We start from the raw sequence: 14,058 nt of genomic DNA on the forward strand, positions 1-14,058 counted from the left end.
TAGAATAAGCTATTGTTTAAGTTGATTTCTTTGTTATAATCCTCGCACGTGCCGGGGTGGCGGAATTGGTAGACGCGCCGGATTCAAAATCCGGTGGTGGTGACACCGTGTGGGTTCGAGTCCCACCCTCGGTACCAAGCTAATGCACTAACTTCAAACCAGCTAATTCTAATTCGTTCTCTTGTACTTTAGTGTGTTCCTTAATTTTAATTAAAAAAGGAATAAAACCTAAAGCCAGAAAAAATGACAGTTGATATAAACCTACCCAACCAAACCACATTTGTAATAGAGCAGCAACAGGGCCTGATAAAATACGCGGTAAACTAGAAAGAGCAATGAGTGCTGCAAACTGCGTAGCAGTAAACTGTTGATTAACAAGTCGCATAAATAATGCGACTAAGGCAGTTGATCCCATGCCAGCAGCAAAATTGTCAAATCCTACCGCAATAGCAAACAAAACAAAATTTTTACCGACCATTGCTAAGGCAATAAATAAAAGATTGGTTAGCGCCTGAATTAGACCAAAATAAAATAATGCCTTAAATAAAGATGAGCGCATAAGTACCAGACCTGCTACTAAACCGCCGAATAAAAGAGCGCTGATACCCAGTAATTTATTGACATAGCCAATAGTATCGAGGGAGAAGCCTACTCCCTGAATTAAAAAAGGCATTACAATACCACTTGTTGTTGCTGTAAATGCCTCTCCTAATTTATAGAAAAAAATAAACCATAAAAGAGAAATAATATTAGGACGATGCATTAAATCTTTAATGGGCTTAAGGCAAGATGATAGTAAATTATCAAGCTTATTAAATCGATTAGCTGGCTCTTTGCTCCACAGCGTTGTGACTATTCCTACACCCATTAGCAAGCCCATACAATGATAGGTAATAGGCCAGCCAAAATAGGGAGCCATGATTAAAGCGCCCCCGCCAGTAATAAGTAAAGCTAGCCTATAGCCGAATACGGCAAACGAAGCGCCGAAGCCATGCTCCTTAATAGCAAGATATTCAACCCGATGTGCATCAATAGCTGTATCTTGGGTTGCTGAAAGAACAGCTAAGATTAAGGCTAAAAAAGCTAACGTGTAAGATGAATCTACTGGCTTAAATAAGGCCATTAAATTAAACCCGATGCATAAACCAATTTGAGTTATTAAGATCCAACCTCGCCGCTTACCTAATGGCAGAGGCGTATAGCGATCAAGAAACGGCCCCCATAACACTTTATATAAGTAGGGAAGCCCGATTAAACTTAACATGCCAGTTGCTAATACAGACATGCCACTATCAGCAAACCAGGCTTGTAATGTACTTGTGAGTAAAGCCAGAGGGAGACCGGATGAAAAACCTAATAAAAATACAGTAACTATTCGTTTATTCATCCTAATTAATTTTGATTAAAGTAAGTAAATTAAAAAACACTTATAGCCAAAGCTATAAGTGTTTTTATTGTATTAAGCATCTGTATCAGAAGATTTTTTGACAGAAATTAAATGAATTTTGAAAATTAAAGTTTCATTGGGTCCAATAGCGCCACCAATACCTCTTGGGCCATAGGCTAGAGAAGGTGGAAGATAAACTTCCCACGTTGAACCAGCAGGCATTAATTGCAACACTTCAGTCCAGCCAGGAATAACTTGAGATACTTTAAACTCAGCTGGTTTGCCAGACTTCTCTGTGCTATCAAATACTTGACCATCAATGAGTTTACCTGTGTATTCAACTGTGACTGTATCGTCTTTACCTGGTTTTGCACCTTTACCGGTTTCAAGTACTTTATATTGTAAACCGCTAGGCAAGGTTACCACGCCCTCTTTTGTTTTATTTTGATTTAAAAACGCTTCACCTTTTGCTTTATTCTCATCAGCCTTTTTAGTAAATTCTGCGTTTCTTTTTGTCATTAGATCTTTCTGAAATTTGTTTAAAACATCTTTCATTTGCTCATCAGTTAATTGCAGTTGGCCGCCACTCATGCCATCTTGTAAACCCTTAGCCATAGCGGCTGGACTAATATCAATGCCTTGCTTTTTAAAATTCCGTCCTAAATCAGCACCTATACTATAAGATAGTTTATCCATGTCACTGCTTAGAGTTGTACTAGTGTTAGATGTTGTTGTGGCACTAGTATTAGTACTATTAGCACCAGAATTAGTACTATTAGTAGCATTAGTAGAGTCTGTTGCAGCAAATGCAGTTGAGACTACTAAGCTTATCGCGGCAGCGACTAATTTCATCTTCATAAACAATTCCCCTTGTTAACTTCGTAAGATTTAAAATCGTGAAAAGTGCCTGGTTATTTTGCCTAAATTTAATTTAAATTACCAGTTATAGAAGAATTACAATTATTTAATTTAAAAATACTGTAAATAAAAAACCAAAAAGTAACTTTATTTGACTTGTATGATATTTTTTTAACTTTTTTGCAATCAAAATTTAACTAAATTAAACTTTTTTTACTCTTTTTAGCGTATACTTATATTGTTTATAACACGCTTTCCTTCTACACTTATTATTTTATTCCTCTACTTAAAAAACCATGAGTATCAGTCTCTTTGATTTATTTTCTATCGGTATAGGGCCTTCCAGCTCACACACAGTTGGCCCTATGCTTGCTGCTAACACTTTTATTAAACAAGTTGATTTACAGCAGAGTTTATTAAAAGTTAGGCGAATTAAAATCGAATTATATGGTTCATTAGCCTTAACAGGCAAGGGGCATGGTACTGATAAAGCTATTCTTAATGGTCTTGAGGGAGAACTACCTGACACTGTAGATCCCGAAAGCATGGTTCCAAGGATGCGTGAAATTATTAGTGCTCAAAAAATAAGATTAAATGGCAGTCATGAAATTCCCTTTAATGACACGCTTGATTTCTTGTTTCTGCAAAAGGAACTGCTGCCAAAGCATAGCAATGGTATGCGTTTTACTGTTTATGATGATAAAGATAATATTCTTTTAAGTCAGGTCTATTATTCAATAGGTGGGGGTTTTATCACTACTGAAGAAGAAATGGAGCATGTTTCTTTAGTAAAAAACAATTTACCCTACTCTTTTTCTACAGCTGATGAATTGCTGCGCCATTGCCGAGAGAACAATTTGACCATTGCAGAATTGATGATGATAAATGAACAAACTTGGCGGGACACAGCAACAATTAAGCAGGGTATTTTAAACATTGCCAAAGTAATGAATGATTGTATAGAAAATGGCTGTCATCATGATGGTATTTTGCCTGGCGGCTTACTGCTAAAAAGGCGTGCTCCTGAACTTTATAAAAAATTAACAAATCATCAAGGAATCAAAAGTAGTTTTGAACATGCCGATATTATGAATCGCCTAAATTTATATGCCATGGCGGTTAACGAAGAAAACGCCGCTGGCGGTCGTATAGTCACAGCCCCTACGAATGGCGCAGCGGGAATCATTCCTGCTGTTTTAAAATATTGTCAAGAGGCTCATCATAAGTTAAGTGAACAAGATATCTATAGTTACTTCTTAACAGCAGCGGCCATTGGTATTCTTTATAAGAAGGGAGCATCTATTTCTGGCGCTGAAGTAGGTTGCCAAGGTGAAGTTGGCGTTGCCTCGTCAATGGCTGCTGCAGGGCTTGCAGCAGTCCTTAGCGGTACAATCGAGCAAATTGAAAACGCTGCTGAAATTGCTATGGAACATCACTTAGGTATGACTTGTGATCCTGTTTTAGGACTAGTACAAATTCCTTGTATTGAGCGCAACGCTATGGGTGCAGTTAAAGCAGTCAATGCTGCCCGTATGGCATTAATAGGTGACGGACGTCACTATATTTCTCTAGATAAAGTAATCAAAACCATGAAACAAACCGGTCTTGATATGCAAACTATCTATAAAGAAACCTCTATGGGAGGCTTAGCAGTGAACCTTCCTGAATGTTAATTCCTTACTCAGAGTCAAGTGCACATTCTCCCTGTGCACTCATTGGGTTAGTCTCTAACTAGTAAAGAACCTTTTTTGTATTGATAAACTAACACTAAACTAGTTACAAATATCCATTCGCCAATTAATAACTCTACAAAAGCTAATAATAAATTAGTAGTAAGTCTGCTGATAATCATCACGGCTATTGTAGCACTACCCATGTTAATAAAGCTCATCATGGCAGCGCCACTCGCTTTGTCTGCTAAGGCATTAGAAGCAATAAAAGAGGCGCCAGCTAAAACTACGCTACTAAAAAGATATAAATGGGTCGTGCTTAAGAAAAACCATAAAGCTGAATTAGACTTCATTTCCCACATGAGAAATAAACTTATAATACCCAGTACACTCATACCTAGCCCTATTAAAACGACTTGAATGGGCTTATATGCTGTAAGAAGCTTTCTTGACCATACGCCACCCAAAAGCATGCCAAGCATATTAAGGAAATTCCAACTCCCATATTGAGCAGGCGATAAATACAAATAATCATTAGCAATCTGAGGAGCTACAGCAGCAAAACAATAACCAACAATGGAGCAAAATCCAACAGCTAATGCAAAAACAATAAGTGTTTCACTTTTTAAAGCTTCCTTATAATTATAAAAAATAGTTTTAATATTAATAGACTGCTTTTGTGTTAGTGTTTCGGTAAACAAAAAAGTTCCAATGAACATCACAATATTTTGCATTAATAAAAGTATAAAACAGCCTGACCATAGCCAATATTCTGTAATCATTCCACCTAAACTAACTGCTATACCGATACCTATTGTAAAGGAGATAATTGCATAAGCCATGGCTATTTTTTGTTGCTTAATCGGTAGCAATTCATTAATCAATATATAAGTACAAGATAACCCACTAGCCGCGCCTAGTGCACTTAATAAACGCCCTAGTTCAAATAATTGATAATTAACACTGTAAGCAGCAAAGAGGCAAAATAAAATACCAGCTAAATAAACTAACAAACCTGTCCGTAGAGCAAAAAGGCGCCCAAATCGATTTGCTATTGGGCCATAAATTAATTGGCCTATAACATAGCCTATTAAAAACAAACTAATTAACCACTCCACTTCACTTGGATTTAATTTAAACTCTGCCTGAATAATTGGTAGAGCTGGAGTAATAATAACTGCTGCAATAGAAGGTAGAGATAAATAGGTTAGCAGCAAAGCTAATTTAAAGCGGGATACCATAACAATCTTCCTATAGCGACTTAGGTATACTATAGATAAAACTATTTTTAAGATAAACTCAGTTAATCGTTAATGCATGTTAACTATTAGTTAACAATCTAAGTGAAATTGATAACAGTTATTTCCTGATGATTGATAAAAATCATCACTTATGGCATAGCCAACTACAACTGCTAATTGTTGATTTATATAAATTAATGGAATTTGATCGCGCAGCCACGGTGGAACGTGCCACTCTTGCCATAACTTCTTTAAAGTTTTTGTCTGCTGACGCCAATTAAAACGCTCGCCTCCTTGGCGAAAACGAATAGTAATACGAGCCCCTTTAGGGACCATTACGCCTTCTTGTGCTAAATTGGCTTGCAGAGTACCTAGAGAACCAGGTAATTTTAAATCGTTAGGAAAATTAACCCATTCAATAGAACTTATATTTTCTCGCTTCTTTTTTTCTATTAAATGGAGTGTGTCTTTATAGCGATAAACACAAAAATTTCCCCAAGTAAGTTCAGGTATACTGTCTTTTCTGGCTTCAATTACTTCAGGCAATAATCTATTAAAAAGTTTAGTCTCAGGAAGATGAAAAGTATTTCTCTTAAGCCATACTCTTAAAACATTTTGCTTTCTAGCTTTATTGAGGCCTTGCAAAGGGGCAAGCAAAAGTTTATTACTTGCTTTATTTAAACTTGGGCAATCAAGATAAGCTAAATCATCAAGATTATTCTGGGCTTGCTGGCAATGAAGTGCTGTACGTGCCAAATTAACATTAATCGTTGGCCAACGTGTTTGAATCAGTGGGATAACTTCCTGTCTTAAAAAATTCCTTGCATAAGAGCAATCAAGATTGCTTTCATCCTCAATCCAATGCAAACCATGATGCAAAGCATAAGATTTTAACAAACTACGAGAATAAGCTAGTAAAGGCCGCGCTACATAGCCTTGGCCAAAAGGTCGCCAATCAATCATTGCAGATAGACCTTCAATCCCTGCGCCCCGAAACAATTGTAATAATACAGTCTCAGCCTGATCATCTTGATGATGCCCAAGGACTAGTGCATCATTTTCCTTAACGATTGAATGAAAAAAATCATATCTTGCTTGTCTAGCCCTTCCTTCAACATTAGCATTCTGATTAAAAGTTACTTTGTAAGCTAAAAACGCTGCTTTAAAACGCCGACAAACCGTCTCACAGTGTGCTTGCCAATGCTCTGCATTGGGACTTAAGCCATGATTAATATAAATTGCTGTTACTTTATTAGCGAGCAAAGGCTTATTACTTAAGACATGTAACAATACTGTAGAATCAAGGCCACCACTAAAACCTACATATAAAGCATTACAATACTTAAGTTGATTAACCCAATTAGCAGTTAAAAGCGCGTCAATTAGAAGCTCCCATAGCCATAAATTTTTTGTAGCGCTGATCGAGTAGTTCATTCATTGGTAATTCTTTAAGCGCCTGCAACTCTTCTAAAAATAAGCTTTTTAAACGTGCTGCCATCGCTTCAATGTTACGATGCGCACCTCCTAAAGGCTCTTTAATAACTTTATCAACTAAACCATGCTCAAAAATCTTATCAGCGGTAATACCCATAGCCTTAGCTGCTTCACTCGCTTTACCTGCATCTTTCCATAAAATGGAGGCACAACCTTCCGGAGAAATGACCGAATAAATGCCAAATTGCAACATCATAACACGATCCCCGACGCCAACTGCTAAAGCACCACCAGAGCCCGCTTCGCCTGTTATCGTACAAATAATAGGCGTTCTTAACTTAGCCATCTCTAGCAAGTTTCGAGCTATTGCTTCTGACTGATTGCGTTCTTCAGCACCAATACCAGGGTAAGCACCGGCAGTATCAATAAAAGTAAAAATGGGTAATTGAAATTTTTCGGCCATTTTAAATAAGCGTAAAGCCTTACGATACTCTTCAGGCCTTGCCATACCAAAATTACGATAAACTTTTTCTTTAGTTCGCTTTCCTTTTTGATGACCTAATACTAAAACTGGCTCGCCATTTAAACGAGCAAGCCCACCAATAATAGCAGGTGCAGATGAATAATGCCTATCGCCATGTAACTCTTGAAAATCGGTAAAAATATTTTCAATATAGTCTGTCGTTTGCGGGCGAAGAGGATGTCTTGCCATTTGGGCAATTTGCCATGGCTCAAGGTTTGCAAAAATAGAAGCAGTTAATTCTTCGCACTTCGCTTCAAGTCGGGCAATTTCCTCACTTAAATTGACTTCATTATCATTTCCAACCATGCGCAATGCTTGAATTTTTTGATTTAACTCTTCAATAGGTTGCTCAAAATCTAAAAATTGTAGGCTCATACATTACTCGTTGGCGAATTACTTCTCGTACGCTATGATACCTTTAACTGTCTCTTGATGCTACCTTTGACACAATGAACTCTTCGTTATTTGAAGTCATGTCCATTTATGATTACGAGCTAGCTCCTAATCGTATTGATATTTGGCAATTTTCTCTGACCCAAGTAGCTGATAGTATGGATACTATTTTAAATAAGGAAGAATTAGCTAGAGCAAATCGATTTTATTTTCCTCACCATAAGCGACAATTTTCAATAGCCCGTGCTATGTTACGTCTGATTCTAAGTCGCTACCTGCAAATACCCCCAGAAAGGGTAAAATTTTCATACAATAAATACGGCAAGCCTTCTGTAGTTAATAATCAGCAACTAGAATTTAATATAAGTCATTCTCAGGACTTAGCGCTTTTAGCTGTCGGCCAGCAATTTCCTTTAGGCATCGACTTAGAATTCTTTTCGGCAAGACCATATAAGGGCATTGCTAAAAATTTATTCTCGCTTAAAGAACAAGAAGAATTAGCCACCTTACCCAGCTATCTTCAGCCTCTAGCTTTTTTTAATATCTGGTCTCAAAAAGAAGCCCTTATTAAAGCTTGTGGCATGGGACTTAGTTACCCTACTGAACAAGTTTCAGTAAATGCCATACCATGTAGCCAGAAAATGATATTTGATCCCCTCCATCAACGCTTTCTTACTCTAGTGTCGTTTATGCCTGCCACAGCCTGTTGTGCAGCGCTATGTCATGATCCCAAAATTTCATTACTTCGCAAAACAACCTTAATCCATAACCAAGCTTTTTAGTTTAAAAATTTATTAAAAAGCAATGTAGTAGCCTTATAATTGAGTTATTTGATTATTAAGTCAATTTGTTGTAGACAAAAGTAATGATAAAATAAGCAAGGTTTTATAAATCAAATCATTTCATGAAACGACTTAGTCCCATTCAACATCAATTACTTCATTTTCTTGCTGACGGTGAGTGTAAAAGCGGTAACGTCATAGCAAAAAAGGTTGGCGTATCTCGTACTGCTATCTGGAAACAGATTAGCCAATTAATAGACTATGGCTTAGACATTAAACGTAATGCAAGACAAGGTTATCGATTAACACATCCTTTTATTGCTTTAAATGAAACAGCAATACGTCATTATCTTAAGGAATTAGATTATAAAAAAGAATTAGACTTACATTTGTTTGCCGAGATTGATTCAACCAATCGCTACTTAAAAGACTTACCCAACAACTTAATTACGACTGTTTGTTGCGCAGAAGCTCAAACACAAGGCCGTGGGCGCTTTGGACGTAAATGGGATTCTCCTTTTGGAGAAAATATTTATTTTTCTGGACGCTGGCAATTAAATTGCTGTATATCTAAACTTTCAGGCTTAAGTTTAATCATAAGCTTGGCTATTCTAACAAGCTTAAAATCTAATAACATTCAACAAGATATTTATTTAAAATGGCCGAATGATTTATTGTGGCAGGATAAAAAATTAGCTGGCGTTTTAATTGAAGTGATAGCTGAGGCTAATAGCTGTATAGAGATTATTATTGGAATTGGTATTAATGTTAATACTAAAAATAAAATTTTACCTGAGACACCTTGGTGCTCTTTATATGATATGACGGGTATTTATTTTGATCGTAATCAATTAATTGCATCCTTAGTTAAAACCCTAGACTCATCTTTAAAACAATTTCTAGATCAAGGATTTAAATCCTTTCATGACCAATGGCAGCAAGTTGACTATTTAGATGGCCAGTATATTACAGTTTTTCAGCCTCACTCATCTTTAAGCGGCTATGTGTGTGGTGTAAATGATTTAGGACAATTATGCTTAATTGATGATAAAGGACAGTGCCATTACCTTTCCTCTGGTGATACAAGCTTAACAAATAAATTTGCCCCAAGTTAATCTATTTTACTCGGGGACTGGATGACTGCGAGGAAAATCGGGTTAGACAGATTCTTCGTTATCTGTGGATTCTTTTTCTTGCTGAATGCGCAAATAAATTTCTTCACGATGAACGGAAACATCTTTGGGGGCATTAATACCTAAACGCACCTGATTTCCTTTTACTCCTAATACAGTGATGTTGACATCATCACCAATAATTAACGTTTCACCAATACGCCGAGTCAAAATCAACATGACTAATCTCCCTTAATTGCAGCTATCAACTTTTCCATAGATACATCCATGGCGCTCAATATAACTGCAGTTTGAACAACAAACAATCATTTTTAATTGTTTGATTGTAATTCTACACAATTTTTCTTAACGAAATATTAAGAAATTATGATTTTTATTTAACCGAAAATAGATAAATTATACGTTTTCATTTAAAGTAACAGCCTATGTAAATTCTCTAACTACGGCCAAATTAATTATTACACCTGTAATAAAAGGAATTAACTTAGCATGAAACATTTAACTGAACTAAAAACTTGGTGTGCATTGAAAGAACATGCACAGAAAACCAGCGCTAGAAGTTTTAGTGACTTACAGAGAAGTTCTGTACGAGATAGAAACTTATACATCACTATACCTGAGCTTACTATAGATTTTACACACCAAAAGGTCGATGATACAACCCTTGAATTACTATTTAATCTTGCAAATGAAAAAAAACTTTCAGACAAGATCAAATCATTATTTAATGGTGAAATAGTTAATCAAAGTGAAAAAAGGCCAGCCTTACATACTGCCCTTAGACAGCCAAACGATCAGCCAATTTTGGTTGATGGTTATAATGTTATGCTTGATATTATTGAAACTCGTGAAGAAATGCGTGTCTTATCAGACCAAATCCGCAAAGATCAGTGGCTAGGCTATACACATAAAGCAGTTACAGATATTGTTAACGTTGGTATTGGTGGTTCTGATTTGGGGCCTCGTTTTTGTATTCATGCATTAAAAGATTGGACACTAAAAAAATTAAAGTATCATTTCATTCCGGATGTTGATCCTCATAGTACCAAGCGAGTTTTAGAAAAGCTAAATCCAGAAACCACACTCTTTATTATTTCATCTAAATCATTTAAAACACCAGAGACACTACATACTTTAACTAAAATTAAATCTTGGGGCGGATATAAAGATTTTGACGAGCGACATTTTATAGCCGTTACTGCAAATTCGACGAATGCCAAAGCCATGGGATTTAAAAAAATCTTACGTCTTTGGGACTGGGTAGGTGGTCGCTTTTCTATTTGTTCAGCAATTAATTTTATTACTGTTATTGCAGTAGGCTATGAGTGCTTCATAGAATTGTTAGCTGGCGCTCACACGCTTGATAAACATTTTTATAATGAAGCATTTCCCAATAACTTACCCGTTTTACTTGGCCTAATTGGCATATGGAATAATAATTTTCTAAATATTAACACCCACCTTATACTAGCTTATGCTAGACAACTGGAATATTTTATACCTTATGTTCAACAGTTAGACATGGAAAGTAACGGCAAATCAATTGATAATGATGGAAAACGCGTTAATTATGCTACAGGACCCATTGTCTGGGGCGGACTTGGAAATCAGGCTCAACATAGCTATTTTCAATTACTCTGCCAAGGAACACATCGGGTTACAGCTGACTTTCTAAGTCTTAAATCCTCTCAAGACGAAATGATTAATTACTTTTGTCAGGCAAAAATAAAAGTTTTAACTCACGGAATACGAGATAAACATCATCTTAATAATGATATTCCTGGCAATATGCCCTTAAATCATATTAGCTTAACTTCATTCTCACCATTTAATATTGGTCAATTGATCGCTCTTTATGAACACAAAATATATACGCAAAGTGTTATTTGGGATATTAACCCTTTTGATCAACCAGGAGTAGAAAGCGCAAAAAGGCAATATAATAGCAAATCAACAAAATTAACTATGACGACATCGTCCAATTAAATAACAGTAATAGGCAAGGAAGATCATCTAAAAATTTTTTAAGCTAACGTGAGTTCGATATAAAGAAGAGGAAGACTTCTTATCGTTCAGCCAACGTTTTGCGCCTGTTTTCACTTAAAAATAGAGCCATTAACACAATAAAGAAATAACCTGAACCTGAATAAAATAATAGAGAATCAGATAAATTACCTATTGATATTAAAATTAAAAGAGCAATTGCTGGAAACCGCCATTCCTTTAATTCTAGGGATTTTTTAAATAAACTTAAAAATAAAATTGCAAAGCTTAATAATCCTAATAAGCCAAACTCAGCCGCAGTTAACCAGTATTGACTATGAGGTTCTAATAATTTATGTCCCCAAGCAGGAATAGGATCTTCTTGGCTAAAATAATGGATAAAACCTCCTGTTCCATTACCTACTAGAGGCTTCCTTTTAAAAAGTTCTTTAGCATAATTGTGAAACTGTAAACGAAAACCAATGGACGTATCTTTAGATTTTTGAAAATATTTAAAATCATTACTTAGAGCTGTTAATCCTAATTGCATAGTAGGACTTAATTTATAAGCAAAACTAAATAACAACAAGATGAAGAGAATACCAACTACTGCTTGTCGCTTATTTAACATCTGGATAGCCAAAAGAGACATTAAAACAACATACAGCACATATCCTAACCGCCCAGCATTAATAAACAATATTTGATAGCTATAAATAGCGATCAGGCTGCCATAAGCAAGCCGTATGCGCCCTTGTCGTTTAAAAAATAAATAACCAGCTAAATAAGTAGCGAAAGCCATCATCATGCTAGTCATAATATGATTGCGAAAAACATGATCTGCAACAAGATTTGTTGCAGTTAAAATATTTAACTCTCTTCCAATAGATAAAAAAGCTGTAAGAAGCATAGCTAGTAAAAAAGCATGCAAACCAATATTGCGAGCTCTTTCATTTTGAAAGCCGACTAAGAAAATAGGAAGATAGAGTAACTTACTATATTTTTCGATAACAAATAATTTTATTTTGATACTTGCAGGGCTCCAAAGGCAAGCAAGTAAAACTATGAAAACAAAAAGTAATAAAGCTCTACACCAAGTTTGTGCTAAGAGATTTTTGATCTCAGCACGTAAAGCTGTTGAGGCAAGAATTGCAGTAATAGCAAGGCCTACAAAAATACTTTTTCCACTCGAGCTAATTGGTATTGCAAACACCAATGCAGTTAATAGAAACATTATTGTTTCTTTAGCGAGATATTTAGGCCGAGTAAATTGAGCTATTTCCATATTTTAAGCTTATTAGAATAAAAACCCTAAATAGTAATATAATTAAGGAAATAAACAATATATTTTCTCTTTCACAGCGGTTTAAATTCATTTTACTTAAACACTCGGCACTAGAAAACTTTTTAGTAGCTTTAATTTATGGCTATGATATTGAAGGGAAGGTTTTAAAAACTAGTATCGCCAATTTAAGTAAATTCGAGATATACTAGCTTGATGTTTAGAAGGTGGATTACGAATGCCTTTTAAGGCTCAATACAATAATATTACTGATAACTATGCTACTGCTGACATGTTTAAATCGATCAGCCATAGTCATCAGGAGGCGATTAAACAAATTAAAAAAGCGCATTTAGGCAATCAAGCAGGTTATAAAGTGCTTGATTTTGGCGTTGGTAATGGTGCCTTTTTAGCAAAGTTAAAACCTTATATGCCCAATGCTGACTTCACAGGCATTGATATTTCCAGTAAAAGATTAGCTTTAGCAAGAAAAACATTACCCTTAACGACAATTGAAGCGAGTGCAACAGAAGCAAGTCGCTATTTGCCCCACCACAGTCAAGACTTAGTCCTTGCGCATTTTATAAATGCTTATATTCCTATTCACACTTTATTTAGCCAGGCAGATTTATTAACCCATGAAAATAGCTATTTTTCTTTGATTACGACAACCTATGAATCATTTCCAGTTGCTCAGCAACAGTTAGCTAATTTTATTGCCGAGGATTCATTAGTAAGTACTGTGGTTGGTCATTATTATAAAGCAATGGTCAAAAATACTACTGTTTCTGCTGGTTTAGACGAGTTATTACAAGTATTTAATCAATATCAATTTCAAGTTGTTGAACACAAACGTCTACATATACCAATTAAATTAAATAATGTTGAGGAATTAGCTCGTTTCGGTGTTGAAGGCACTTGGTTTTTAAATAGTATTTCGGTAAGAATGCTACCCAAAAATTTTCTGCTTGAGCGTTTAAAACGTTTATTTAATAGAATATTTACTTTTCCGTATCACGATACGCATATTATTGACATTATTCTGGCAAAGAAGTAATGATTTTAGGCGAGCCATCTTGCTAGGTGGTATTATGTTAGCCTTAGCTTATTATTCGTTAGTTAAGTGGTTATAGATAGCCTAACAAGCTTTGGTGATAAGCTCTTTATTATAAGCTTATGCACTGATCCCCGCTACTAATTCCCGAAAAAGCTTCATCTGTAGTTGAAGCATTACCAACTTATATTCATTATTACCTTTGGTTAGGTTGTTTGCACTAATTTCGGGAACATTCATGAGTTTCGGTGCACAAATTATGCAAAGAAAACTTAAGCGAACAAATATTGCTATTTATTAACAGCTTCTAAGCTTTTA

The 14,058-nt window shown here is 35.6% G+C and carries 12 protein-coding genes and 1 tRNA gene; 6 read left to right on the forward strand and 7 right to left on the reverse strand.

What is annotated here, in order from left to right; genetic code table 11:
- The first annotated feature begins 50 nt into the window (after positions 1-50).
- Positions 51-137: transfer RNA gene (locus ACQUW5_RS09945), tRNA-Leu, on the forward strand.
- A 2-nt stretch (positions 138-139) separates the two neighbouring features.
- On the opposite strand, the gene ACQUW5_RS09950 is transcribed toward ACQUW5_RS09945, so the two are convergent.
- On the reverse strand, positions 140-1,387 hold the full coding sequence (locus tag ACQUW5_RS09950) for an AmpG family muropeptide MFS transporter (protein WP_444991094.1): 1,248 nt from the start codon (positions 1,385-1,387) through the stop codon (positions 140-142).
- Positions 1,388-1,459: 72 nt separating this feature from the next.
- Complete coding sequence (gene bamJ, locus ACQUW5_RS09955; protein WP_444991095.1) at positions 1,460-2,245, reverse strand: BamJ family beta-barrel-assembly machinery protein; 786 nt, start codon at positions 2,243-2,245, stop codon at positions 1,460-1,462.
- 296 nt (positions 2,246-2,541) lie between these two features.
- Here bamJ and ACQUW5_RS09960 point away from each other — a divergent pair, with 296 nt between their 5' ends.
- The gene (locus tag ACQUW5_RS09960) at positions 2,542-3,918 is read left to right on the forward strand and encodes an L-serine ammonia-lyase (protein ID WP_444991096.1); all 1,377 of its coding nucleotides are present in this window, start codon (positions 2,542-2,544) and stop codon (positions 3,916-3,918) included.
- Between the two features lie 47 nt (positions 3,919-3,965).
- On the opposite strand, the gene ACQUW5_RS09965 is transcribed toward ACQUW5_RS09960, so the two are convergent.
- From ACQUW5_RS09965 to ACQUW5_RS09975, 3 genes are all read right to left on the reverse strand, one after another.
- On the reverse strand, positions 3,966-5,156 hold the full coding sequence (locus ACQUW5_RS09965) for an MFS transporter (RefSeq protein ID WP_444991097.1): 1,191 nt from the start codon (positions 5,154-5,156) through the stop codon (positions 3,966-3,968).
- Between the two features lie 90 nt (positions 5,157-5,246).
- Positions 5,247-6,590 carry a tRNA lysidine(34) synthetase TilS gene (tilS, locus tag ACQUW5_RS09970; RefSeq protein WP_444991098.1) on the reverse strand — a complete coding sequence of 448 codons (1,344 nt, stop codon included), beginning with the start codon at positions 6,588-6,590 and terminating at the stop codon, positions 5,247-5,249.
- On the reverse strand, positions 6,535-7,488 hold the full coding sequence (locus ACQUW5_RS09975; RefSeq protein WP_444991099.1) for an acetyl-CoA carboxylase carboxyltransferase subunit alpha: 954 nt from the start codon (positions 7,486-7,488) through the stop codon (positions 6,535-6,537). Before ACQUW5_RS09975 ends, tilS begins: the two co-directional genes overlap by 56 nt.
- A 74-nt stretch (positions 7,489-7,562) precedes the next feature.
- On the opposite strand from ACQUW5_RS09975, the gene ACQUW5_RS09980 reads away from it, so the two are divergent.
- Positions 7,563-8,288, forward strand: a complete 726-nt coding sequence (locus ACQUW5_RS09980) for a 4'-phosphopantetheinyl transferase family protein (RefSeq protein ID WP_444991100.1) — start codon at positions 7,563-7,565, stop codon at positions 8,286-8,288.
- Positions 8,289-8,410: 122 nt separating this feature from the next.
- The gene (locus ACQUW5_RS09985) at positions 8,411-9,403 is read left to right on the forward strand and encodes a biotin--[acetyl-CoA-carboxylase] ligase (RefSeq protein WP_444991101.1); all 993 of its coding nucleotides are present in this window, start codon (positions 8,411-8,413) and stop codon (positions 9,401-9,403) included.
- A 42-nt stretch (positions 9,404-9,445) separates the two neighbouring features.
- Here the strand turns inward: ACQUW5_RS09985 and csrA are convergent, their stop codons facing one another.
- On the reverse strand, positions 9,446-9,640 hold the full coding sequence (csrA, locus tag ACQUW5_RS09990) for a carbon storage regulator CsrA (RefSeq protein ID WP_444991102.1): 195 nt from the start codon (positions 9,638-9,640) through the stop codon (positions 9,446-9,448).
- Between the two features lie 270 nt (positions 9,641-9,910).
- Between csrA and pgi the strand changes: the two genes are divergently transcribed.
- Positions 9,911-11,407 (forward strand): glucose-6-phosphate isomerase, encoded by a 1,497-nt coding sequence (pgi, locus tag ACQUW5_RS09995; protein WP_444991103.1) that lies wholly within the window; start codon positions 9,911-9,913, stop codon positions 11,405-11,407.
- Positions 11,408-11,486: 79 nt separating this feature from the next.
- On the opposite strand, the gene ACQUW5_RS10000 is transcribed toward pgi, so the two are convergent.
- Positions 11,487-12,689 (reverse strand): O-antigen ligase family protein, encoded by a 1,203-nt coding sequence (locus ACQUW5_RS10000; RefSeq protein ID WP_444991104.1) that lies wholly within the window; start codon positions 12,687-12,689, stop codon positions 11,487-11,489.
- Between the two features lie 235 nt (positions 12,690-12,924).
- Between ACQUW5_RS10000 and ACQUW5_RS10005 the strand changes: the two genes are divergently transcribed.
- Positions 12,925-13,743 (forward strand): class I SAM-dependent methyltransferase, encoded by an 819-nt coding sequence (locus tag ACQUW5_RS10005; RefSeq protein ID WP_444991105.1) that lies wholly within the window; start codon positions 12,925-12,927, stop codon positions 13,741-13,743.
- The last annotated feature ends 315 nt before the right edge of the window (positions 13,744-14,058 follow it).

Source organism: Legionella pelazae (assembly GCF_052527395.1).

What these genes read in the sequence shown, in the direction of transcription:
- ACQUW5_RS09950 (WP_444991094.1), bottom strand. Translation starts at nt 1,387, where the DNA reads ATGAATAAACGAATAGTTACTGTATTTTTATTAGGTTTTTCATCCGGT.
- bamJ (WP_444991095.1), bottom strand. Translation starts at nt 2,245, where the DNA reads ATGAAGATGAAATTAGTCGCTGCCGCGATAAGCTTAGTAGTCTCAACT.
- ACQUW5_RS09960 (WP_444991096.1), top strand. Translation starts at nt 2,542, where the DNA reads ATGAGTATCAGTCTCTTTGATTTATTTTCTATCGGTATAGGGCCTTCC.
- ACQUW5_RS09965 (WP_444991097.1), bottom strand. Translation starts at nt 5,156, where the DNA reads ATGGTATCCCGCTTTAAATTAGCTTTGCTGCTAACCTATTTATCTCTA.
- tilS (WP_444991098.1), bottom strand. Translation starts at nt 6,590, where the DNA reads ATGAACTACTCGATCAGCGCTACAAAAAATTTATGGCTATGGGAGCTT.
- ACQUW5_RS09975 (WP_444991099.1), bottom strand. Translation starts at nt 7,488, where the DNA reads ATGAGCCTACAATTTTTAGATTTTGAGCAACCTATTGAAGAGTTAAAT.
- ACQUW5_RS09980 (WP_444991100.1), top strand. Translation starts at nt 7,563, where the DNA reads ATGAACTCTTCGTTATTTGAAGTCATGTCCATTTATGATTACGAGCTA.
- ACQUW5_RS09985 (WP_444991101.1), top strand. Translation starts at nt 8,411, where the DNA reads ATGAAACGACTTAGTCCCATTCAACATCAATTACTTCATTTTCTTGCT.
- csrA (WP_444991102.1), bottom strand. Translation starts at nt 9,640, where the DNA reads ATGTTGATTTTGACTCGGCGTATTGGTGAAACGTTAATTATTGGTGAT.
- pgi (WP_444991103.1), top strand. Translation starts at nt 9,911, where the DNA reads ATGAAACATTTAACTGAACTAAAAACTTGGTGTGCATTGAAAGAACAT.
- ACQUW5_RS10000 (WP_444991104.1), bottom strand. Translation starts at nt 12,689, where the DNA reads ATGGAAATAGCTCAATTTACTCGGCCTAAATATCTCGCTAAAGAAACA.
- ACQUW5_RS10005 (WP_444991105.1), top strand. Translation starts at nt 12,925, where the DNA reads ATGCCTTTTAAGGCTCAATACAATAATATTACTGATAACTATGCTACT.